Here is a 21,506-nt window from a genome sequence, read left to right as displayed (position 1 = left end):
GGAACTGCGGGACATCGGAAATCGTCCGGGTAAGAGGGGTGGAGGCTTGCCGGGTGGTGACATCACCCCTCCAGCGGAACGAGCACGACGGCTACGCCGTCGAAGAGCAGTACCAGATCCGTGATCATCAGGCGTCCCCCGTGGGCCGCGCGGCGGCCGCGTACAACGCGTCGAATACTGGAGCGAAGCGCGTGTCGATCACACGGCGCACCAGTTTGAGCGTCGGCGTCAGCTCACCGCCCGCCACCGAGAACTCGGCATCGGTGATCGCGAACGACTGAATGCGGTCGGTGCGCGCCAGCGCCGCGTTCACGCGATCGACCTGCTCCTGCACGAGGGCGTGCAGCGCCGCGTGCCGCGTCAGCTCGGACCACGGGAGCGAGAGCTGCTGCGCCGTGGCCCACGCGGTGACCATGTCGCGACGGAGCGCCAGCAGCGCCACCGGAAACTTCCGACCTTCCCCATGACAGACCGCATGCGCGACAAACGGTGAGTCGGTCAGCGCGGCTTCAATGGGCAACGGCGCGATCTTGCGACCGGTCGAGAGCGCGATGAGCTCCTTCACGCGGCCCGTGATGCGCAGCGCACCATCGGCTTCGAGTGCAGCCTGATCGCCAGTTCGTAACCAGAGCCCGTCGTCCGTGAACGCCGCTCGCGTGTCGTCGGGTTTGTTCCAGTATCCACTGAATGTGAGCGCGCTCCGCAGCACCAGCAGTTCGCCGTCATCGGCAATGCGGACCGTCGTTCCCGGCATCGGTGTGCCGACCGTATCGAACCGGATCGCGTCGACGCGGTTCATGGCGATGCACAGGTGCTCGGTCTGTCCGTACGCGCCAAGTATTGGCAGACCCAAGGCATCGAGCGTCTCCGCGACGCGCTGCGGTAGCGCCGCCCCTCCGGACGTCGCCAAGCGTACATCGGGGCCGATGCGCGACGAGATGGCGTCGCGGGGATCGCTGCCGGTCGCGCGCGCGATCTCGGTGGCCTCGTACAGGCGTTCGAAGAGCCGCGGCAACCCGCCGAACACCGTGGGTTGGAAATGCTCGCACACACGAAACACGTCCGTCGGATCTTCCACCAAGGCCGCCGACATCCCCGAAAGCATACGCGTGCACTGCCCGAAGATACGCTCGGCCGCGTGCGAGTACGGCAGAAACGAGACCGAGCGATCATCACCGTCGATGCGGAGCACCTCCGCGATCGACGCCGCAGATGCCGCCAGATATCGGTGCGAAATGCAGGCGCCCTTCGGTTCTCCGGTCGAGCCCGAGGTGTAGATCAGCGCCGCCACATCATCTGGCACGAGAGAGGCGATGCGCGCCTCGAGCTTCGTCGTCGCACCCCTATCGCGGAGCAATCGTGCGCCCTCGTCGCACCACGCCGTGAAGGGCACGACCTCACCGTCGCGCGCGGCATCGACGACGATGGCAATACCCGCCACGGCTGGATCGCTGGCCGCCCGGATCTCCGCGACGTGCGCGACGCTGTCGGTAAACAGCAGACGCGCGCCGCTGTCTTGCAGCAGCGCCACAATCTGCGCCGGCGCACTGGTTGGATAGAGGCCGACACCGACCGCGCGCACCAACTGCAACGCGACGTCTACGACCGGCCACAGTAGTCGATTGCCCGCCAGAATCGCCACCCGGTCACCGGGCTCGATGCCCGCAGCGAGGAGGCGCGCCGCACAGGCCAGCGATGCATCGCGCCACTCGCCCCAGGTCAGCACCCGACTCGGCGTGCGCGCCCCCGTGGGATACACCGCATACGCGACCGAGTCGGGAAACCGGTCGCAGCGCGCCAGGAAGCGCAACGCCAGCGGCGTCTCGGCCATGATGGCCACCGTATCGGTGGAAGCAGTCGCCATGCTGCTTTACGCCGGTGGCAGGGGAGACGGCGACGGAGCCACGGCGGCGGCGGGACGCCAGCGCATCGCGACCGAGCCCATCGCGAGACCGGCGCCTGAACCCGTGAGCACCATCAGGTCGCCGTCATGGAGCCGACCGCTCCGCACGGCGTCATCGAGCGCCATCGGCAGGCACGCCGAGCCAGTGTAGCCCCACTTGTGCATGATGGTGTGCGCGCGCTCCATCGGCTGCCCCAGCCCCTGCATGACGATGTCGATGGTGGATCGGTTGACCTGCGTCCAGAGCCAGAGATCGACGTCATCCGGCGTGTGACCAGCCCGCGCGAGCACTGATTTCACGATGCGCGGCCATCCCTCCTCGTTCACGGACGCGGGATACTTCTGCACGAAGCGCAGGTACTGCTGCACATTCTCGTCGAGGACGGCGTGCGTGATCGGCGTGTGCGTGCCCCCCGCGAACACGCCCATGCCATGACAGTAGCGCCCATCGGCGAAGAGCTCCGACGACAGCACGCCAGCCACTGGTCCGGCTTCGACCACGGCGGCACCGGCGCCATCGGCGAAGATCGTGAGCGTCTTCTTGTCGCGCGGATTCAGATACTTCGACATCGCGTACGCGCCGATCACCAGAATGCGCGAATACCGCTCGTCGGCGCGGATATACTTCCACGCCGTGTCGAGGGCGGTCACGAATCCGGCGCACCCCGCATTCAGGTCGAACGTGCCGGCGTTCGTGAGCCCCAGACGTCCGTGCACCACCGACGACGTGGCCGGTGACACATACTCCGGCGTGTCGGTGGCGACGATCAGCAGGTCGATCTGCTCCGGCGAGATTCCCGCGGCGACAAGCGCCGCACGTCCCGCCGCTTCGGCCAGATCGGCGGTGCTTTCATCGGGTGCGCACCAGTGCCGCTGCGTGATACCGAGCGTTCCCCGCACGAATGGGTCGATGTCCTCGCCAAGTTGCGCCGACAGTTCTTCGTTGGTCACGATGCGCGACGGAACGGCGCTGCCGGTGCCGATGATCGTTGCTTCGCGACCGCGAGCGAACGTGCTCGATGTGGTCGCCTGGCTCACGCGACCGCCGCCGGCGCGCGTCCGGAGCTTCCACGGGTGACGAGTCGCACGGGCAACAGGCGGCTGGCCGAAACGCGCTGCGTGGATTGCTCAATGAGCTGCAGCAGCAGACGGGCCGCGCGTGCGCCAAGCTCGCGGGCGGGGACGGATATCGTCGTGAGTTCGGGAGTCACGTAGCGCGCCAGTTCGATATCATCGCAGCCGACGACGGAGAGATCAGCGGGCAAGGACAGTCCCACGGTGAGTGCCTGCTTGAGTGCACCGATGGCCATCAGATCGTTCGCGCAGAACACCGCGGTCGGTCGAGGTCCGGTGGCCAGGAGCAACCGCATGGCGTCGCGGCCGCCGGCCACCGTGGCGGGGGCACGACGGAGCCGCGCCGAGCGCATCGCGATGCCAGCTTCGCGCAAGCGCACGACGAATCCGCGCTCGCGCATGCGGAAGGCGTGGACATCGGAGGCCGGGCCGATGAACGCCATCTCGGTGTGTCCGAGTTCGAGCAGGTGGTCGGCGGCCAGACGTCCAGCCATGACGGCATCGGTCGCGATGCCTGGCCACCGCTCCGATGGCTCGTCGATGAGTACGACGTTCACGCCGGCGAGCGCCTCGTCGGGGAGGGTGCTGGCACCGACGGCGTCGAGCAGCACACCGTCGATCTGGCGCGCCCGCAGGACATCGAGGTGCTGCCGGACGTCGCGCGCCGACTGATCGCACAGCAGCACGGCATAGCCTGCGTCCGCGGCCACGCGCTCGGCCCCGGTGATCACGTCGGCGACGAACGGGTTCCGCACATCGGGCACGATGACCCCCAACGCAAAGGAGCGGCGGCTGGCCAGCGACTTGGCGACCACGTTCGGCCTATAGCCGAGCTCGGCGGCGGCGTCGAGGACGCGCTGCCTGGTCGCGGGCGCCACGCGGGCGCGCGGGTGGTTCGAAAGGACGAGCGACGCGGTGGGTTGAGAGACACCGGCGCGGGCGGCGACGTCATGGATCGTGACGCGGCGCCCAGAAGGAGGGAGAGCCATCGCGATGCAAAATGTGCTGCAAATACGTATTGGCAAGACCCTTTCTGACATTTATCGCCGCGTTCAGGGGGCCCCCGTGGGTATTTTCAGCGAATGGCTATTCACGACCCGTCCGCAAGTCCGGCCAAAGCCCCCCCAATGGCAGAGCTCGATGCGACCGTGTCCGCCGAGCCCGCGCAGGTGTCGCCCCCGTCTCGGCGGGCGGGCTGGCTGCGGTCCGGTGCGGCGGCGCCACCTGCCCGTCGGCAGCGCAGTCCGTGGGTCCGGCTGCTGGTGGCACTCACCAGCAGTACCGCCCTGCTTGGCACGGCAGCGCTCGTGGCCGCCGCGGCGATTGTGCCGCCGATTGGCGCCCGCCGCACGGCACGCGAGGCCGCCCAGCAGGAGGTGTTGTCGCAGTTGGGCCCCGACGAGCGCGTGGTCGCACGGGCCTTCGCGTCACAACGCCGCTGGACCGACATGTGGCGCGAGTCGTTCGGTGTGGTGGTCGCCACCAACCGGCGACTGCTGTATGTAGGTGCACCGCCCACACCGCTGCTGCGTCCACGCGAAGACGGTCCGACCGAACTGTTGGTGGAGAGCTACCCGTTCGACGCGGCATTCACCCTCGAGCCGCGCACCCTCTTTCGCGGCTATGGCCGTGGCCTGGTGCTGCGGACCCCTGCCGCACAGGTCGACTTCGTCGTCGATGATGCGTCGTGGACCGCAGCGCTGCGCGTGTCGCAGGCGAGTGCCGCCGCGCGCCGATCCGTCACCCGCGACGAAGAGGCTCTCAGCGCGACCACGCGCGCCCCGGCCCCGCCGGCAGCGCTCTACGTGCGCTACGTCGTGCAGCGGGGCGAGACACTGACCGGACTCGCCCGACGCTTTCGCACCTCACCCGATGTGCTGCGCCAGCTGAATCAGTTATCGACGGACGAGATCAAAGTGGGGCAGCGGTTACGCGTGCCGAAAGTTGACGTGGACACGCTACCGTAGCACCGCGCCGGGCCAGCCTCGACACTGCGGGAACTGATCACGCCGAGGCGCAGAGAACGCGGAGGCCGCAGAGGGTCCAGCATCGCTGAGCCGATCACACAGGACAAATGAGAAAAGGAGAACGACGGCATGTGCACCCCCTCTGCGCTCTCTGCGCACTCGGCGCCTCCGCATGAGCTGTTCTGCGGAGCACAGCCGCCGCACGGCGGTAAGTGATCACGCAGAGTCGCCGAGCGCGCGGAGGCCGCAGAGAGGGTGCGTACTGAATAGCCACGTGGCCAGCATCCCGTTGTACCGGACGCTGGCCACGCGTACCACCACCAAATACGGTGCGGCTACTGACCGAGCACGATCGCAAACACCAGCGGTGCCACAATAGACGCATCGCTTTCGATGATGTACTTGGGCGTCTCGATGCCGAGCTTGCCCCACGTGATCTTCTCGTTCGGCACGGCGCCCGAGTACGAACCGTACGACGTGGTCGAGTCGCTGATCTGACAGAAGTAGCCCCACAGCGGCACTTCCGTGCGCTGCAGGTCCTGATGCAGCATCGGCACGACGCAGATCGGGAAGTCGCCGGCAATGCCGCCGCCGATCTGGAAGAAGCCCATCGACGAATTCTTCGTGACTTCGGTGTAGTGATCGGCGAGATACATCATGTACTGAATGCCGCCCTTCACCGTATGCACATTCTTGATGTTGCCGTCGATCACGTGCGACGCGAAGATGTTGCCGGTGGTCGAGTCTTCCCAGCCCGGCACGATGATCGGCAGGTTCTTCTGCGCGGCGGCCAGCATCCAGGAATTCTTCGGATCGATCTGATAGAACTCCTCGAGCTTACCGCTGAGGAGAATCCGGTACATGAACTCGTGCGGGAAGTAGCTCTCGCCCGCCTGGTCGGCCGCGGTCCACTCGTCCAGAATCGCCTTCTCGATCCGACGGATTGCTTCCGCTTCGGGAATGCAGGTGTCGGTCACGCGATTGAAATGCTTCTCCAGCAACGCCTGCTCGTCCTGCGGCGTGAGGTCGCGATAGTTCGGCACGCGCGCGTAGTGATCGTGTGCGACGAGGTTGTAAATGTCCTCTTCGAGATTCGCGCCGGTGCAGGTGATCGCGTGGACCTTGTCCTGCCGGATCATCTCGGCCAGCGAGAGTCCGAGTTCCGCCGTGCTCATCGCGCCGGCCAGCGTGATCATCATCTTGTTGCCCGCTTCGAGATGGCGCACATAGCCATCGGCGGCGTCGATGAGCGCGGCCGCGTTGAAATGACGGTAGTGATGACGGAGAAACGCCGTGACGGGCGCGGACGTGGACTGGGCCATGAGATGAACGACTCTGTTCGGAATGGGACAGCGACGACGGCGCGCGGGCGCGGCCAATGGGGCGTCGCCGACCGGGGGCCGGTAACGCCGAGGGGAATCTAATCGGCCCCAGTCGTATCGCGGTCCCCTGCCCGATCCCGTCGTACCGCCCGACGCGCGTCGGGGAGCGCATCCTCGCGTGCATGCGACCGCCCGCTCCGACGGAGCCCGAGCCACGCCGCGCCGATCCCGAAGGCCACCGCGACCGTGCCGGCGCCCGACATCCCCGCGCCGGCCGCGATGATCACACACAGGAGCGCCGCGATCCGCATGCTGGCCCCCTCGTCGCGCGGCCGCGGTTGCAGCGAGGCGGCCGACATGGCGGCCCCCCAGCCGCGCCCGTCGGCGTCCACCGCCCCTATCGCGAGCCCGTTCGGGGTCACGCGACTCGGCGTTGTCGTACCCATCGTCGTGCCCATCGTCAGCGCACGAGGATGCTCGATCCAACCACTGAGCGCACGCGCCGGCTCATCGCTTCGGGCACCCCAGATCGGGTCCGTCGCTCGCGTCGAGTTCGGCGTGCGGCTCCACACCGCCCGATCGCTCTCGCCCGAAGGACGTCGCCCCGCGTCACGCGGCCGTTCCGCCAACCGATCCGGCGCGTGCTCCGAGGAACGCTCCTCGAGCAAGGCGAGCCCAAGCCGAACCGGAATCAGCGGCCCCTTCACGGGCTCACCCTGCACCAGCGCCTCGTACTCACCCGTGCCGAAGGTCCGAACTGACGGCTCACGGTCGTCGCGCGCGGTCGACTCCGGTTTCATTTGCGAACAGGCCGACAGCAGACGCCGTTGCACATCAGGTATGCTCGCGCCGAGCCGGCGCAACACACGGGCCGCATCGCCAAAGCGCTCGGCTTGCATCAACGGGAGCCACTGCGAAATCAGCACGTCCAGAGGCGACGCACCATCGGTTGCCCTCGTACCGCCACCCGCGTTGTTGAGCGCAAAGACGATGGCCGTAAGGATGCCACGCGCGGCATGCGCCTGCTCGGGAGTGCATGTCCCCGCCATGGAGCCGCCCGCACTGAACGCGCGAATCAAGACGCGACCCTCGCGCACGGCATCCGTGACCGACAGCGCGGCGAAACGCGCACCCAGACGCGCCAAGGCACGCTCGGCGACATTGCCGGACGCGACGTCGTCCGCGGCACCGTCGATCGTGCGATCGTCTGTGTCTCTCGTGCCCCGCTGCGGTGCATCAGCCGTTACCTCGTCCGCCGCGCCTCGCCACAAGGGTTCGCCGGGGACCTCGAGCTCTCGTTCGACACCGCGCGACACGGCGCCGAAGGCCTCGAACACCTCGTGGTCGCCAGTGGTGAAGGGCGACGGTTCGTCGACCCGCCCACCGAAGGCGCTGCGGGACGCGCTCCTCGTGTGATCCGCCGCAATCGCGCGTAGCGCGCTTCGGGCGAACTCGATCGCGGGATGTTCGGGAAACACGCGCATCACCTGCTGGAGCAGCCGCTCAGACTCCGCGCGGTTCCCCTGGCGCGCGAGCACGATCACCTGCTGCATGAGCAGCACCGGATGCGTGGTCTGCTGGTCGATAGCGGCCGCGATCGCACTACGGGCTCCGGGAACGTCCCCGGCGGCGAGTCGCGCCAGCGATTGGACGAAGCGCAGCGCGATCGACGACGGCTTGAGCTGGAGCGCCTCCGTGGACACGCGCTCTGCTTCCCCGGGAAGACCCAGCACGGTCAGCGCGCCACTGCGGAGATACCAACCCTCTTCCGTAAGCTGGGCGCGCTCCCAGACACCGTCCAGCGTTGCGAGCGACTCGGCGGCGAGGCCACGCAACAATGCGCCGCGAGCCGTCTCGAGTCCGACATCGAGCGCGACTGGCGCCACGACGCTGCGCTCCACAAGCACGTCGGTCGTGTCGAGGATGTCGAACAGGTCGAGCCCACTGCGCCCCAGCGGCGACGGCATCGCGGATGCGCTGCGGGCACCGGTGGGGACCACCGGAACGACCGCCGTCGACGGTGTGACCGGGCCTATGGGCCCGGGGGGCACGGTCCCTGGCGAGACCGCCGGGCCGATCGGCGACGACGGCAGCAGGCGCGGTGTCGCGCCTACGCCGGGGATATCCGGGGGCATGGGAAAGAAGTATCGGCTGCGTCGCCCCGGAATTCCATGAACTTCTCGCTCCCGCTCAGACCAGCGCTCCGATCAGCGCTTCCTCGTGATCCACCCGACTGTAGCCATTGATCTCATCGAACCAGCCATAGGCGCCCCCATTGCGGTCGAGGGCAATACGCCGACGCGTCGTGCTGTACTCATACAAGCGGAGTTCGCCCACATCGGCCGGTCCCTGGACAAACCCGATGAACCAGAAGGAGGCAGTGGCGTCGATGGCGGCGGTCCCGAACACCAGCGCGAGGGCGCGCTGCAGTGGGTACCAGTCCGGCGGACGATAGGTCGGGAAGATGTCTGAGTTGCTCACGGTCGTTGCTCGCTGGACGCATCGTGCCGCAAGGCGTCACGATCCGTCACACTACGAGACGCCGATGTTCCAACGTGTCACCACACGGTGACGTGACACACAAAACGTCGCACGCGACCGTGGCGTGTTGCTACATGCGTGCGAGCACGAAACGCGTCGTGGCGGCGAGCGACGCGCGCGCTTCCGGCAGTACGGCCGCGAAGAACTGCCACACGTGCGGCACGTGCGGCCAGAGCTGCAGCTCGACCTCCACACCATCGCGACGGGCTGCTTCGGCCACGCGAATCGCATCGTCGCGCAACACTTCATCCTCGCTGGCGTGCACCAGCATGGGCGGCAGCCCGCGGTAGTCGCCGTACAACGGGGAGATCAGCGGCAACGTCGGATCGGCATCACCCACGTAGAAACGCGCGGCCCGTCGAATCGTCTCGCCGGCAAACATGGCGCACCGCTCGGTGTTCTCCTCGAGCGAACCGCCGGTGGCGGCCAGGTCGGTCCAGGGGCAGAACGCGACGAGACCGGCCGGATGCGGCCACTGCTCATCACGGATCGCCAGCGCCAACGCCAAGGCGAGCCCACCGCCGGCCGAATCGCCGGCAATCACGATCTGTGTGGGTGCGATGTGCTCGATATCGAGAAGATACCGGTAGGCAGCCATGGCGTCGTGCAACGCCGCCGGAAACGGATGCTCAGGCGCCAGTCGATAGCGCGGTACGAACGCCCGCCCGCGGAGGCGACGCACGAGTGAGGAGACCAGTGGGCGGTGCGTCTCCGGCGAGCAGGCGATGTAGCCACCCCCATGGAGATACAGCAGGACCGGCGCGCCCGGCTCGTGCCCGGGCCACGAGACGACCTCGCCGCCGGGCCACCCCTCTCCCGCGGGGCGCGATTCCATCGCGGCTCCGGTCGACCGCGCCATCCAGCGACGTGCCGCGCGCGGCCGGCCCATTTCGGTGCGTACCCACGACGGGTCGATCGGGGCGTGGGCGTGCGGACGCATCCGCGCGCGCACGAGCAGATGCACGATCCGGGACTGCCAACTGATCGGGGTGACGGACGGGACGGTCGACATCGGTCTCACTCAAGCTCGCATGAATCCTGCACGCCGTGATGTGTACCGAATCACACACCATCCAGAGGGCTCGAGAATGATACTCGTGACGACAGAATTGGGTCACATCGGCCGCAGGGCTCAGTGACACGAACGCCCCCGAGGGCGCCGCGCAGGGCGCACTCGAGGGCGTCGGCGAACAGATCGCGGCGTTAGACGCCGACCTGCTTCTCGACGCGATCGCGATAGTGGCGGCTGAGACGCAGTCGCGTCCCATCTTCGAGGATCACCACGTAGTCGCCGGAGAACCACTGCTGCATCTCGCGTACGCGATTGAGATTCACGATCGTGGAGCGGTGAATGCGCGCAAACAGTCTCGGGTCGAGAGTCTCCTCGAGATGGCTGATGCGCTCGCGAATCGTGTGCGACGTCTTGCCGACGTGCAATCGCACGTAGTTGCGATCGGCTTCGATCCAGTCGATCTCCGTGGTCTTCACGAAGAACATACGACCATCCTGCTTGACCAGGATACGGCTTGCGTGACGACCGTTGACACCCGCGGCATTGGCGCTTGCGCCGCTTGCGCCGGGCATGCTGCCACTGACCCCATTGGCACCGTTGCCCACCGCCCCAATCTCCCCGCGGGCGTCGGCCATCGCGGCACCGCCGTCGGCGAGACGTCGCACGGTCTCGAGCAGCTCACCGAGGCGCTCGGCAGCCACGGCGTTCGCGCGCTGCTTACGTGCTTTGTCGAAGGCCGCCTTGAAGCGGTCTTCGTCGACCGGTTTCAACACGTAATCGACGGCGTGCACGTCGAACGCGCGCTGCGCATGCTCGTCGTACGCCGTGATGAACAGGACCATGGGGACGTGACCGCCGTCGAGCTCACGCAGCACGCCGAATCCGTCGAGCCCCGGCATCTGCACGTCGAGGCAGACGAGATCCGGTTGGAGCTCGCGAATCAGCGCGACGGCGTCATGGCCGCTCTCCGCTTCGCCGACTACCTCAACATCCGCCTCAGTCTGCACGAGACGGCGAACGCGCTGCCGCGCCAGACTTTCATCGTCAACGATCAGTACTCGCACACGCACCGTCTCCGCCTCCTCTCGACTTGCCGACCGCCACTGAAGAGCGCGCCGGGAGGTGCAGCGCGCGTGACGTCGATCGACAATGACCTGACCGTCTCCAGTCCAGCAGCGTCGCCGGATCGATAGACGACCGTTGGGAATCCAGAAGCGCTATCGCAGTGCGGAGCGTCTGGTCGTCATTCCGGAGAGACGGCGGTCGTGATTAATACCGTTTCTGGAATGCAAACATGGTTGCACCAAGTACCGCGAAAGGAAAGTGCAGCCGAAAAGCTGCACCTTCTGCCCATATCTTGTGTACTACGTTCTCCTGTGGGCGAAGTTCCAGTACATCGCATGGCACGCATGTCCCGCAGGACGTCACTCTCCTCATCCGCTACCGCCTGGTGACCTCGATTCAGCCCGTCACGATCGCCGATGAAGGCGCGCGCCTACGGCGCATCACGCGGCTGCTGTTCGCCGTCGTCTGGGTGATTCCGGCCATCCTGGCGGCGCTGCAACTCATCCTCGTTGGCGACGCCTCGGGCACCCACTACAGTCTGGCCACGGCCCTGCTGTGGCAGGGTGCGTCATGGATGATGTGGGGGCTCTGGTCACAGGTCGTGCTGACCCTCGTCGAACGGGTCAAGCTGGACACCGCTCGTATCCTGCCGTGGATCTCGATGCACGTCGCGGTCAGCGCGGTCATCTGTACGATCAACGTGTTCGCGATCGCGTGGCTCGATCACGTGCTCGGGGCCATCGGTCAGGTCACCAGTTACGCCTTCGCGGTGCGCGTGGTGCTCGTCAATCACCTGGATTTTCAGGTGGTGCTCTATTGGGCCGTGGTCGGTGCCGCGTACATGGTGGAGTTCGTGCGCCGATATCGCGAGCGCGACCGTGCCGCCACCGCGCTGGAGCAAAAACTCGCGAGTACGCAGCTCGAAGCACTTCGCATGCAGCTCAACCCGCATTTCCTCTTCAACGCCCTGAATTCCGTGGCGGAGCTGATGGAGATGGACGTGCGCGAGGCCCAGCGGACCCTGACCCGCGTAGCAGATCTGCTTCGCCTCTCACTTCGCAGTGCGGGCTCGTCAGTGATTCCGGTGTGGCAGGAGATCGAACTGGTCGAGCTCTACCTGCAGATCGCCCGTGTGCGCTACGGGCAGGGGCTCGACGCCGACATCACGGTCGATCCATCGGCGGTGGACGACATGCTCCCCAGCTTTCTCCTGCAGCCGCTGGTCGAGAACGCCCTGAAGCATGGGCTGGCGCCAGGCCATCCGGATCAGAGCATCGAGGTGCATGTGAAGCGCAACGGCGGCGTGCTCGAGATCATCGTCGAGGACAATGGTCGCGGCCTCGACGGACTGCTCACCACCAGCGGACGATTTCTCGCAGCCACACCATCGGTGGACGGCCTTGGCATCGGCCTCACCAACACCCGGATGCGACTCACGATGCTGTACGGCGACCGATACGCCTTTCGCATGAGCAATCAGGCGTCGGGCGGTTGCCGCGTAGAGATTCGCATTCCCGTTGACGATCGCTAAGTCCGACCTCTCACACTCTCCACCCCATGAACACACCCACGACTTCGTCGTCCGGCCGAATCGTTGCTGCCCTTCTGCTGGCCACCGGCGTGGCGGCCGGCGGATTCCTTGCCGGCACGGGCTTCGCGCGGATGCGCACTTCGGATCGCACGGTCTCGGTCAAAGGCGTCGCCGAGCGGGAAGCGAAAGCCGATCTTGCCATCTGGCCGCTGCGGCTCGTGGTGACCGATGACGATCTGGTACGCGCCAACACCGCGCTTGAACGCAATGTGCAACAGGTGCGCGCCTTCCTCGCGGCCCAGGGAGTCGATTCCGCTGGAACGGAAGTGAGTTTACAGGAATTCTCCGTGCAGGATGCGCGCACCGTGGGCGGCTATCAAAACACGGGACGCTATATCATCCGGCAGACCCTCGTCGTGCGATCGACGCGTGTGGATCTGGTGCAAACAGCCAGCCAGCGCGTGCCGGATCTCGTGCGCAACGGCGTGGTGTTGTCGTCGGGTCAGGAGTACGGTGGCGGCGGCCCCACGTTCGTGTTCACTAAGCTGAACGATCTGAAGAACCCGATGATCGCCGAGGCCACATCGCGTGCGCGCGAATCGGCGCAGCAGTTCGCCCGCGACTCGAAGAGTACGCTGTCAGGAATCCGCAGTGCCAATCAGGGCGTGTTCGAGATTCTTCCGCGCGATCAGGCGATGGGGATCTCAGAAGAGAGTCAAGTCACGAAACGTGTCCGCGTGGTGACCACGGTCGTGTACGGACTCGCGAACTAGACGAGCAACAGCGTACGGGTTTCCGCGCCCGTCGCTCGCGAAAGCGACGGCGCGGCGTCCTGCTCTTCCGACGACGCTGGGAAGAACACCCGCACGCGCGTGCCCGAGCCGACGCGCGAGTCGACTGTGATCATACCGCCCGCCTTGTGCACGATGCCGAACACGGTCGACAGGCCGAGACCGGTGCCCTTGCCCACGTCCTTGGTGGTGAAGAACGGGTCGAAGATGCGCGACAGGAACTCGGTGGGAATGCCGACACCGGAATCGCGGACCGTCAGCTCGAGCCACCGTCCCTCGGGCACCGTAACGCTGGCGGTGGTCAGCGGTTCAGTGAGACGCAGCGAGACACACTCCACCCCGATGGTGCCCCCGTTCGGCATCGCGTCGCGCGCGTTCACGATCAGATTGATCGCCACTTGCTCGACCTGCCCCGGGTCGATGAACACGGTGGGCAGATTCGGCTCGTGGCGCGTGTCGATGTGTATACCGGCGGGAATCAGCCGTCGCAGCATCGGGGTGAGTGATTCCACCGTGGTGGCGATATCGACGTGTCGCGGCTGTATCGACTGCTTCCGACCGAACGCCAGCAGCTGTTGCGTCAACGACGCCGCGCGGGCGACCGCCGCGCGGATGTCAGACAATTCGTCGTACGTGGGTGATGTGGGCGTCAGGTCATCCATGAGCAGCTCGCAGTTGGCGCGCATCACGGTGAGCAGATTGTTGAAGTCGTGCGCGACACCGCCGGCGAGGGTACCGATCGCCTCCATCTTCTGGGCCTGGCGTAGCTGATCTTCTCGCAGGGCGAGGGATTCGATCGCCCGACGTCGCTCGGTGGTGTCGGCGAAGTACACGGCGAGCCCGTGGCGCGCCGGCACCGCGCGGATCTCGAACCAGCGGGCCTGCGCCGGGAGAAACGCCTCCGCCTCGAGCGGACGACGCGACGCCGCCGCTTCACGCAGCAGTTGCTCGATCGGTGTGCCGATGAGCATGGGCAGCAGCGTCCAAAGATCCTGCCCTACGGCGATCGACCGCGAGACCCGCGTCAGTCGCGCTGCGGCGCGATTCGCCAGCGTGATGCGCCAGTGACGATCGAGCGCGACCGCGCCCTCGAGCATATGGTCCAGAATATCGACGCCGCGCGTGGGCAAGCCTTCGGCCAGCACCGACGGATCGGTGGCCTCCGCCGAGTCCTCGCGGTGCGAGAGCTCGGCCCGCAACTCGAGGTCGCTGATCACCATTTGCGCCAGGTCGCGCAGCGTGGCCTCGTCCTGCGGTGTCCACACGCGTGGTGACATCGTCAGCGCGCAGAGCGAGCCGAGGGTATGACCGTCCGACGTCGTGAGCGGGAACCCGAGATACCCGACCACACCCATCTCCTCAATAGTCGGGTTGTCGAACACGAGCGGATGGGAGCGGGCGTCTTCGATCGAAAGCACGGCGCCCGTCATCACGACGTGTTTGCAGAACGAGTGCGATAGTGGCGTCGCGCGACACACCGCAATCTCGCCAAGCAAGCCCGTCGCGCCTTGAAAGAACTGCCCTTTGTCGTCGACGAGAGACACCAGGACGACAGGCACGTCGAGCGCCTGTGCCGCGACGCGGGTCAGACTGTCGTACGCCGATTCGGGGTACGCACGCGGACGGCTGGCGTCCCGCAGCAGACGAAGCCGCGCGGGATCATGCAGCACATCGAAGAACTCAGGCATGAAACGACCGAAAAATCGAAAGCGGCGCGCCAGGCCTGCATCGGGCCGACCACTCCGTCATTACAACAGACGACCCGTGCCCCGAATCGTTGCAGAACGGTCCAGCTCGACGGCTCGCGAACTACACAAACGCCGAATAGCCGGTGACGGCCCGTCCCACGATCATCGCATTGATCTCGTTCGATCCCTCATAGGAGTAGATCGCTTCGGCGTCCGCGAACAAGCGCGCCACGTGGAATTCCAGGAGGATCCCGTTGCCCCCCATCGACTCACGGGCGAGCTGCACCACCTCGCGGCACTTGGCGGCGCAGAACTGCTTAGCCAGCGCGGACATTTCGTCCTTGGGCCCCAAGCGATCCTGCAGCTCGGACGCCCGCAGCGCGAGGCCGATCATGGCGGTCAGGTTGCCGAGCATCTTGACCATCATCATCTGGATCAGCTGAAAGCTGCCGATCGGCTTGCCGAACTGCGTACGTTCCTGCGCGTACCGAAGGGAGTGTTCGTAGGCCCCCATCGCGCAGCCCACCCCCTGCCACGCCGTACCGCAACGGGCCGTGACGAGGACGCGTTGGGTGTCGGCGAAGCTGTTCGCCCGCTGCAGTCGGTCCCGTTCGGCCACCCGCACGTTCGAGAGCGTGATCAACCCGTTCAGCACGGTGCGCTGGGCGATCTTTCCCTGCATCGTTTCGGCCGAGTATCCGGGCAGCGAGGTGCGCACGATGAATCCCTTGACCGACTGATCGGCCTCGTCGCGCGCCCAGATGATCACGATGTCGCCCCAGGTGGAGTTGCCGATCCACTTCTTCTGACCGTTCAACACCCACGTGTCGCCCTCACGACGGCAGGTCGTCGTCAGCCCCCGCGCTACCCCCGACCCGACGTCGGGCTCAGTGAGGCCAAAGGCGCCGATCAGGTCCCACCGACGCAACGCCGGCAGCCATTCCGCCTGCTGCTCCTCGGATCCGCACAGCGCGATCGACCCCATGCACAGGCCCGCGTGCACGCCGAAGAACGTCGCCAACGACGGATCGACCCGGGCGAACTCCATCGAGAGCAGCCCGTCCATGACAGTCGCCATGCCGGCGCGCTCCGGCGTATACGCCCCGTGTAGCAGGTCGAGCTCCTTCATCTTGCCCACGAGGTACTCGCGCGGGAATTCCGCACGTTCCCAGTACCCGTTCGCCTGCGGCTCCCATTCGCCGCTCATGAAGTCGCGCAGCTTCAATCGCGCCGCGTTGACCTCATCGGGGAGCGTCGAGAACCAATCGTAGAAGTCGCCGTTGATCGGCGGTCGCGGGCGGGAGGAAGCAGTGCTCATCGGCGGGCTGGGAGAGAGGAGACCACGGTGCATTATACTCCCCGGTACGCCCACTTCGCCGCCGGCTCGGGCTGGCCGGCCACGCCCCAGGTTCACGCCCTCTGCCCTCGCGCTGTGTCCTTAACGCTGTCCCGCTATCTCGTGTCGCTCGGCCACGGCACCCGCAAAGAGGCCGAGCGGATCGTGCGGCAGCGTCGCGTCACCACGGCGGCGGGCGTCGTGCTGCGCGACACCGATCGCTATGTCCATGACGACGTGTTCGTGGATCGCACGCCGCTGGATGCACCGCCTGGATCGGTCGTGTTGCTGAATAAGCCGGCAGGATACGTCTGCTCCCTGAACGACCGGCCGCCGATGATCTACGAGCTCCTCCCCGCGAACTATCCCAAGCGAACCCCGGTGATGGCCTCGATCGGCCGGCTCGATGCCGATACGTCAGGGCTGTTGCTGGTCACCGACGACGGGCCGCTCAATCATCTCCTCGCGTCACCGAAGTCGCACGTGCCCAAGCGCTACGCCATGACGCTGGCCGAGCCACTGCGTGGCGACGAGGCCGAGCTGTTGGCCAGCGGGACGTTGCTGTTGAAGGGCGAAACCGCACCGCTGCTGCCCGCGGAGTTCCTCGCGACCGGAGAGCGCAACGCGGACATCACTGTGCGCGAAGGGCGATACCATCAGGTTCGGCGCATGATGGCCGCCATCGGCAATCACGTGCAGGCGTTGCAGCGCGTCGCTCTTGGTCCGCTCGTACTCGGTGATCTCGCCGAGGGGCACTGGCGACGGCTCGAGGCGCCTGAGATCGACGCGTTGAGGACAGTCGCGCTCGAGCACAAGGCGATCGCCAAGGCCGCGGCGAAGGGCTGAACGACCGCTTACGGCGCCGGCTTGGCTGGCGCCTTGCCGCGCGCGATGGCCTTCACGACCATGCCATCGGACAGCTGTTCACTCGCATTCACGACCAGCTCGGCTCCCTGAGCGATGCCCGACAGTACCTCGAGCGACGTACCGAAGTCGCGGCCGAGGGTGACGGGGGTCAGTCGCACTTTGCCATTCACGACCTGGGCCACCTGCGTACCGTCGGCACGCACTATGAGTGCGATCGATGGAATGCGCAGCCCACCGCCTGCCGTGGGCACGGTAAACTTGACGTGCGCAAACATACCCGGCAGCAGCCGTCGGTCGGGGTTGGTGACGTGAACTTCGGTGAGCAGCGTGCGGCTGAGTGGATCGATGGCGCGCGAGGTGAGGGCCACCCGTCCGCGGAATGTCGTGTCGCCCAACTCCCGTACCGCGACGTCGGCGCGCTGACCAACGCGAACCATCGCGGCGGCACTCTGCGGCACATTCAGCATGACCCGCAACGTGTCGATCTGCACGAGCGTGAGCAGCGGCCGGTTGCCCGTCACGGCGCCGGCCGACACGAGCCCACCGATATCGATGGTACGTGACGTGACCACACCACGGAACGGCGCGATCAGTGCACCAAAGCGTAGCACCTCCGAAAGATTCGCCACGTTGGCGCGCGACACACGCACGTTCGCCTCGGCTACGTTGGCGGCGGCCTGACGCTCGTCGAACTCCTGCGGCGTCACGGCAGCCTGTTCCCGCATGCTCTTCCAGCGGGCGAGCGTACTGCGCGCCAGTCCGGCCGAAGCTTCCACCTGCTCGAGTGACGCACGGGCCTGCCGAAGCTGCTCGGCCACGTCTGGCATATCGAGAACCGCCAACGTGTCGCCGGCACGGACCATCGAACCGATATCGACCCGGAGCGATTTCACGAAGCCGTTGGTACGCGCGTAGATCCCCGTCTCGTGCAAGCCGGCGATCGATCCCGGCAAGTCGAGCTCCGTATCGGCGGTGTCGCGTCCCACCGTCTCGGTGAACACCGTTGGCACGTCGGTCGCAGTGCTCTGCTCGGCCGAACGCGCCTGCGACTGCCGAAGCCGCGGCAGCACTCCGGCAACGAGCAACAGCATGAAGATGGCGATGATCACGATCGGCAGCACACGCCCGGACCGGGTCCGACGCTGCTGGATCTGCGAGTGAGGCTGTCCCATTACACGGTCCTCGGCGCACGACGCAGCCGGCTGTATACGATCGGCACCACGAAGAGCGTGGCTACCGTAGCGAAAGTGAGTCCACCGATGACGGCACGACCGAGTGGAGCATTCTGCTCACCACCTTCCCCGAACCCGAGCGCCATCGGCAGCATGCCCACGAGCATCGCAAGCGCGGTCATGATCACCGGGCGCAGGCGGGTCGACGCGGCATCGAGCGCCGCTTCAAGCGCCGTGCGCCCGGCGGCCATGCGCTCGTTGGCGAACGATACCACGAGAATACTGTTCGCCGTCGCGACGCCCATACTCATGATCGCCCCCATGAACGCCGGAACGGTGATGGTGTTGCCGCAGGCGAAGAGCGCCCAGACGATCCCGGCCAGCGCACCAGGGATGGCGCAGCTGATGATGAACGGGTCCAACCACGACTGGAAATTCACCACCATCACGAGATAGACGAGCAGAATCGCGAAGACCAGACCAACCGCGAGGCCGGTGTAGGACGTCCACATACTCGCCACCTGGCCGCGAATCGCGAGCGTCGTGCCGCGCGGCAGGTCACGGCGCAATGAGTCGAGTACGGTTTCCATTTCACGCGCGACGCCACCCAAGTCGCGATCCTGCACATTGGCGAAGATGTCGAATACCGGTGCGACGTCGTAGTGACTGACCACGGCGACGCCACTGCGGCGAGTGATCGTGGCGAGGTTGTTGAGCATCTGCGTCGTGCCGCCAGCAGCGCCCAAGAGCGGCGTGCGCCCCAGCGCCTCGAGCGAGGCCACGCGGTACTGCGGTGTCTGCACGTTCACCGAATACTGCACGCCGTTCTGCGGATTGAGCCACACGTTCGGTGCCGTTTGGCCGCTGGATGACAGCGACACGAGGAGATCGCTGGCAATTTCGCGTTCCGTGAGCGCCATCCCCGACGCGCGGGCGCGGTCGATCGAGACGAACAGCTCAGGGCCGGCCGTGCGCTGCTGCAAATACACATCCACCGCGCCGGGCACGTTGCGCAACCGGCGCTCGAGAAACTGCGCGATCTCGAAATTCTTCACCTTGTTCGAGCCGACCACCTGCACGTTGATCGGCGCCGGAAGTCCGAAATTGAGAATCTGCCCGACGATATCGGCGGCTTGGAAGAAGAAGGCGACCTGTGGATAGTCTGCGCGCATCATGCTGCGCATTTCTCGACGGTACGCATCGACGTTGCCGACGCGCTCGTCGTTCAACACGATCAGGATGTCGGCGTCGGTCACACCGGTGGTCGGATTGTCGCTGAACGCCAAGTTGGTGGAGCTCGACGTGCTGATGCCGACGTTGTCGAGCATCGTCCCGAGATCTGCCGGCGGGATGATCTTCCGGATCCTGGCTTCAACCTCGGCCACCAGCCGCGCGGTCTCCTCGACACGTGTACCGATCGGTGCGCGGAGGTGGAGGCGAATCTGTCCGGCGTCGACCACCGGGAAGAAATCCTGTCCGAGAAACGGCACGAGCCCACCGGCGAACACGACGACCAGACCGAAGGACACGAACACCTTGGTGGGATGGTGCAGCGCACGCGACAGCGCGTCACGATACTGGAGGCGCTGCTGCTCGAACCACGCTTCGAACCGATGGTGCGCCCGCGTGAAGGCCCCGGGTGTTTCCACGCCGTGCGCCGCTTCGCGATTCCGTCGCTCCTTCTCCAGCGCGTAGCGCACCAGCGTCGGCACCAGCGTCCGCGAAATCACATATGACGCGAGCATCGCGAACACAACGGCCATCGCGAGTGGCGCAAACAAAGAGCCGGCCACACCGCTCAGAAAGAAGATCGGCACGAACACGATGCAGATGGCCAGCGTCGACACGAGCGTGGGCACGGCGATCTGCCCCGCCCCCTCGAGAATCGCCTTCTCGATATCGGACTCGTGGGCGAGCACCCGATAGATGTTCTCGATGCCGACCGTGGCATCGTCGACCAACACGCCGACGGCGAGGGCCAGCCCACCGAGCGTCATCACGTTGATCGTCTGGCCAAGCGCGGCCAGTACTGTGATCGACACCAGGATAGACAACGGGATCGACAGGGCCACGATGAGCGTGGCACGCCAGCTTCCGAGGAACAGCAAAATCAGGAACGCGGTGAGACAGGCCGCCACCGCGGCTTCGAACAGCACGCCGTTCAGCGCCGCCTTCACGAACAGCGACTGATCGGCCAGGAGGTCGACCTTGAGCGCCGACGGCAGCGTGGACAGAATGCCGGGCAACGCCTCGCGTACGCGCTTCACGACGTCGATCGTGGACGCGCCACCCGACTTGAGCACCGTGACCAACGCGCCGCGCACGCCGTCGCGATGGACGATGTTCGTTTGCACGGCGTACCCGTCACGCACCTGCGCCACATCGCGAATGCGGATCAACGCCCCGTTGACCGTGCGGATGGGGAGATCGTTCAGCGCTTCGACTGCATCCGGACTTCCGTTCAGCCGCACCGTGTATTCGCGCTCGCCGATTTTCGCGGTGCCCGAGGGCAACACCAAATTCTGCGCATTCACGGCATCACTCACATCGGTGGGCGAAATGCCGCGAGCCATCAACTGCTCTGGGTCGAGGTCCACGTTGATGACGCGCGACCGACCACCATAGGGCGACGGCACGCTGGCACCGCGCACCGTGGCAAGCCGGGTGCGTATGCCGTTTGTGCCGAGATCGGCCAGCTCCTGCTCGGACAGCGAATCACCACCCAGCGCGAGCTGCAGCACCGGCACGTTGGCCGCATTGTAGCGGATGATGAACGGCGCCGACGCGCCCGGCGGCATGATGCGCAGAATACTCTGCGACACCGCCGCCAGCTGGGCAACCGCCGACTCCACTTCGGCGCCCTGCTGGAAGAAAATCTTGATGACATTCACGCCGGCGAGCGACTGCGACTCGATATGCTCGACGTTGTTTACGGTCGTGGTGACCGCCCGCTCGAACGGCGTGGAGAACCGTCGCTCCATCTCCTCCGGCGGCAACCCGTTGTACGACCAGATGACCGACACCACGGGGATGTCGATTTCCGGGAAAATGTCCGTGGGCATCCGAAACAGCGACAACACCCCGAAGAGCACGACCAGCAGTGCACCGACGATGAAGGTGTAGGGGCGCTTCAGCGCCAGCTCAACAATCCACATGCTCTGGGATTCGGGATGCCGTCGGGGCGGCGCCGGACGGCCGCCGTCTCTTCAGTGTACGCGCAGCGTCAGGCTTTCGCTC

General features: G+C 66.1%; 16 protein-coding genes. 4 read left to right on the top strand and 12 right to left on the bottom strand.

Annotated features, from left to right (window positions below; all coding sequences use genetic code 11):
• Positions 1 to 127: 127 nt before the first annotated feature.
• Genes HKW67_RS03495 through HKW67_RS03485 form a run of 3 tightly spaced genes read right to left on the bottom strand, consistent with a single transcriptional unit; the run spans position 128 to position 3,966 of the window.
• The gene (locus HKW67_RS03495) at positions 128 to 1,864 is read right to left on the bottom strand and encodes an AMP-dependent synthetase/ligase (RefSeq protein ID WP_171224074.1); all 1,737 of its coding nucleotides are present in this window, start codon (positions 1,862 to 1,864) and stop codon (positions 128 to 130) included.
• A 6-nt stretch (positions 1,865 to 1,870) separates the two neighbouring features.
• Positions 1,871 to 2,941 (bottom strand): 3-oxoacyl-ACP synthase III family protein, encoded by a 1,071-nt coding sequence (locus tag HKW67_RS03490; protein WP_171224073.1) that lies wholly within the window; start codon positions 2,939 to 2,941, stop codon positions 1,871 to 1,873.
• Entirely contained in the window at positions 2,938 to 3,966 is a 1,029-nt protein-coding gene (locus tag HKW67_RS03485) for a LacI family DNA-binding transcriptional regulator (protein WP_171224072.1), read from the bottom strand. The genes HKW67_RS03490 and HKW67_RS03485 overlap by 4 nt, the downstream gene beginning before the upstream one ends.
• 93 nt (positions 3,967 to 4,059) lie before the next feature.
• Between HKW67_RS03485 and HKW67_RS03480 the strand changes: the two genes are divergently transcribed.
• Positions 4,060 to 4,944, top strand: coding sequence for a LysM peptidoglycan-binding domain-containing protein (locus HKW67_RS03480; RefSeq protein WP_171224071.1), 885 nt, complete (start codon positions 4,060 to 4,062; stop codon positions 4,942 to 4,944).
• Positions 4,945 to 5,279: 335 nt separating this feature from the next.
• Here HKW67_RS03480 and HKW67_RS03475 read toward each other — a convergent pair whose 3' ends face one another.
• The 5 genes from HKW67_RS03475 to HKW67_RS03455 all read right to left on the bottom strand — a co-directional run bounded on the left by HKW67_RS03475 (position 5,280) and on the right by HKW67_RS03455 (position 10,889).
• Entirely contained in the window at positions 5,280 to 6,266 is a 987-nt protein-coding gene (locus HKW67_RS03475; RefSeq protein ID WP_171224070.1) for a deoxyhypusine synthase family protein, read from the bottom strand.
• 98 nt (positions 6,267 to 6,364) lie between these two features.
• A complete protein-coding gene (locus tag HKW67_RS22400; RefSeq protein ID WP_230981115.1) occupies positions 6,365 to 8,401 on the bottom strand; it encodes a tetratricopeptide repeat protein in 2,037 nt (678 codons plus the stop codon).
• Between the two features lie 55 nt (positions 8,402 to 8,456).
• The gene (locus HKW67_RS03465; protein WP_171224069.1) at positions 8,457 to 8,747 is read right to left on the bottom strand and encodes a hypothetical protein; all 291 of its coding nucleotides are present in this window, start codon (positions 8,745 to 8,747) and stop codon (positions 8,457 to 8,459) included.
• Between the two features lie 130 nt (positions 8,748 to 8,877).
• A complete protein-coding gene (locus HKW67_RS03460; protein ID WP_171224068.1) occupies positions 8,878 to 9,819 on the bottom strand; it encodes an alpha/beta hydrolase in 942 nt (313 codons plus the stop codon).
• Positions 9,820 to 10,010: 191 nt separating this feature from the next.
• A complete protein-coding gene (locus tag HKW67_RS03455; protein WP_171224067.1) occupies positions 10,011 to 10,889 on the bottom strand; it encodes a LytR/AlgR family response regulator transcription factor in 879 nt (292 codons plus the stop codon).
• A gap of 380 nt (positions 10,890 to 11,269) precedes the next feature.
• On the opposite strand from HKW67_RS03455, the gene HKW67_RS03450 reads away from it, so the two are divergent.
• Both HKW67_RS03450 and HKW67_RS03445 read left to right on the top strand, forming a co-directional pair.
• Positions 11,270 to 12,415, top strand: coding sequence for a sensor histidine kinase (locus HKW67_RS03450; protein WP_171224066.1), 1,146 nt, complete (start codon positions 11,270 to 11,272; stop codon positions 12,413 to 12,415).
• A 26-nt stretch (positions 12,416 to 12,441) separates the two neighbouring features.
• On the top strand, positions 12,442 to 13,188 hold the full coding sequence (locus HKW67_RS03445; protein WP_171224065.1) for an SIMPL domain-containing protein: 747 nt from the start codon (positions 12,442 to 12,444) through the stop codon (positions 13,186 to 13,188).
• On the opposite strand, the gene HKW67_RS03440 is transcribed toward HKW67_RS03445, so the two are convergent.
• Positions 13,185 to 14,894: an ATP-binding protein gene (locus tag HKW67_RS03440; protein WP_171224064.1), complete on the bottom strand. Its 1,710-nt coding sequence runs from the start codon at positions 14,892 to 14,894 to the stop codon at positions 13,185 to 13,187. The genes HKW67_RS03445 and HKW67_RS03440 overlap by 4 nt on opposite strands.
• 121 nt (positions 14,895 to 15,015) lie before the next feature.
• The gene (locus tag HKW67_RS03435; protein WP_206044591.1) at positions 15,016 to 16,212 is read right to left on the bottom strand and encodes an acyl-CoA dehydrogenase family protein; all 1,197 of its coding nucleotides are present in this window, start codon (positions 16,210 to 16,212) and stop codon (positions 15,016 to 15,018) included.
• Positions 16,213 to 16,326: 114 nt separating this feature from the next.
• Between HKW67_RS03435 and HKW67_RS03430 the strand changes: the two genes are divergently transcribed.
• The gene (locus HKW67_RS03430; RefSeq protein ID WP_171224062.1) at positions 16,327 to 17,076 is read left to right on the top strand and encodes a pseudouridine synthase; all 750 of its coding nucleotides are present in this window, start codon (positions 16,327 to 16,329) and stop codon (positions 17,074 to 17,076) included.
• 8 nt (positions 17,077 to 17,084) lie between these two features.
• On the opposite strand, the gene HKW67_RS03425 is transcribed toward HKW67_RS03430, so the two are convergent.
• Complete coding sequence (locus HKW67_RS03425; RefSeq protein WP_171224061.1) at positions 17,085 to 18,269, bottom strand: efflux RND transporter periplasmic adaptor subunit; 1,185 nt, start codon at positions 18,267 to 18,269, stop codon at positions 17,085 to 17,087.
• Positions 18,269 to 21,424 (bottom strand): efflux RND transporter permease subunit, encoded by a 3,156-nt coding sequence (locus HKW67_RS03420; RefSeq protein WP_171224060.1) that lies wholly within the window; start codon positions 21,422 to 21,424, stop codon positions 18,269 to 18,271. The genes HKW67_RS03425 and HKW67_RS03420 overlap by 1 nt, the downstream gene beginning before the upstream one ends.
• Between the last annotated feature and the right edge of the window lie 82 nt (positions 21,425 to 21,506).

The organism is Gemmatimonas groenlandica, assembly GCF_013004105.1.
Lineage (GTDB): Bacteria > Gemmatimonadota > Gemmatimonadetes > Gemmatimonadales > Gemmatimonadaceae > Gemmatimonas > Gemmatimonas groenlandica.
This window is presented reverse-complemented; position numbering and strand designations above follow the sequence as displayed.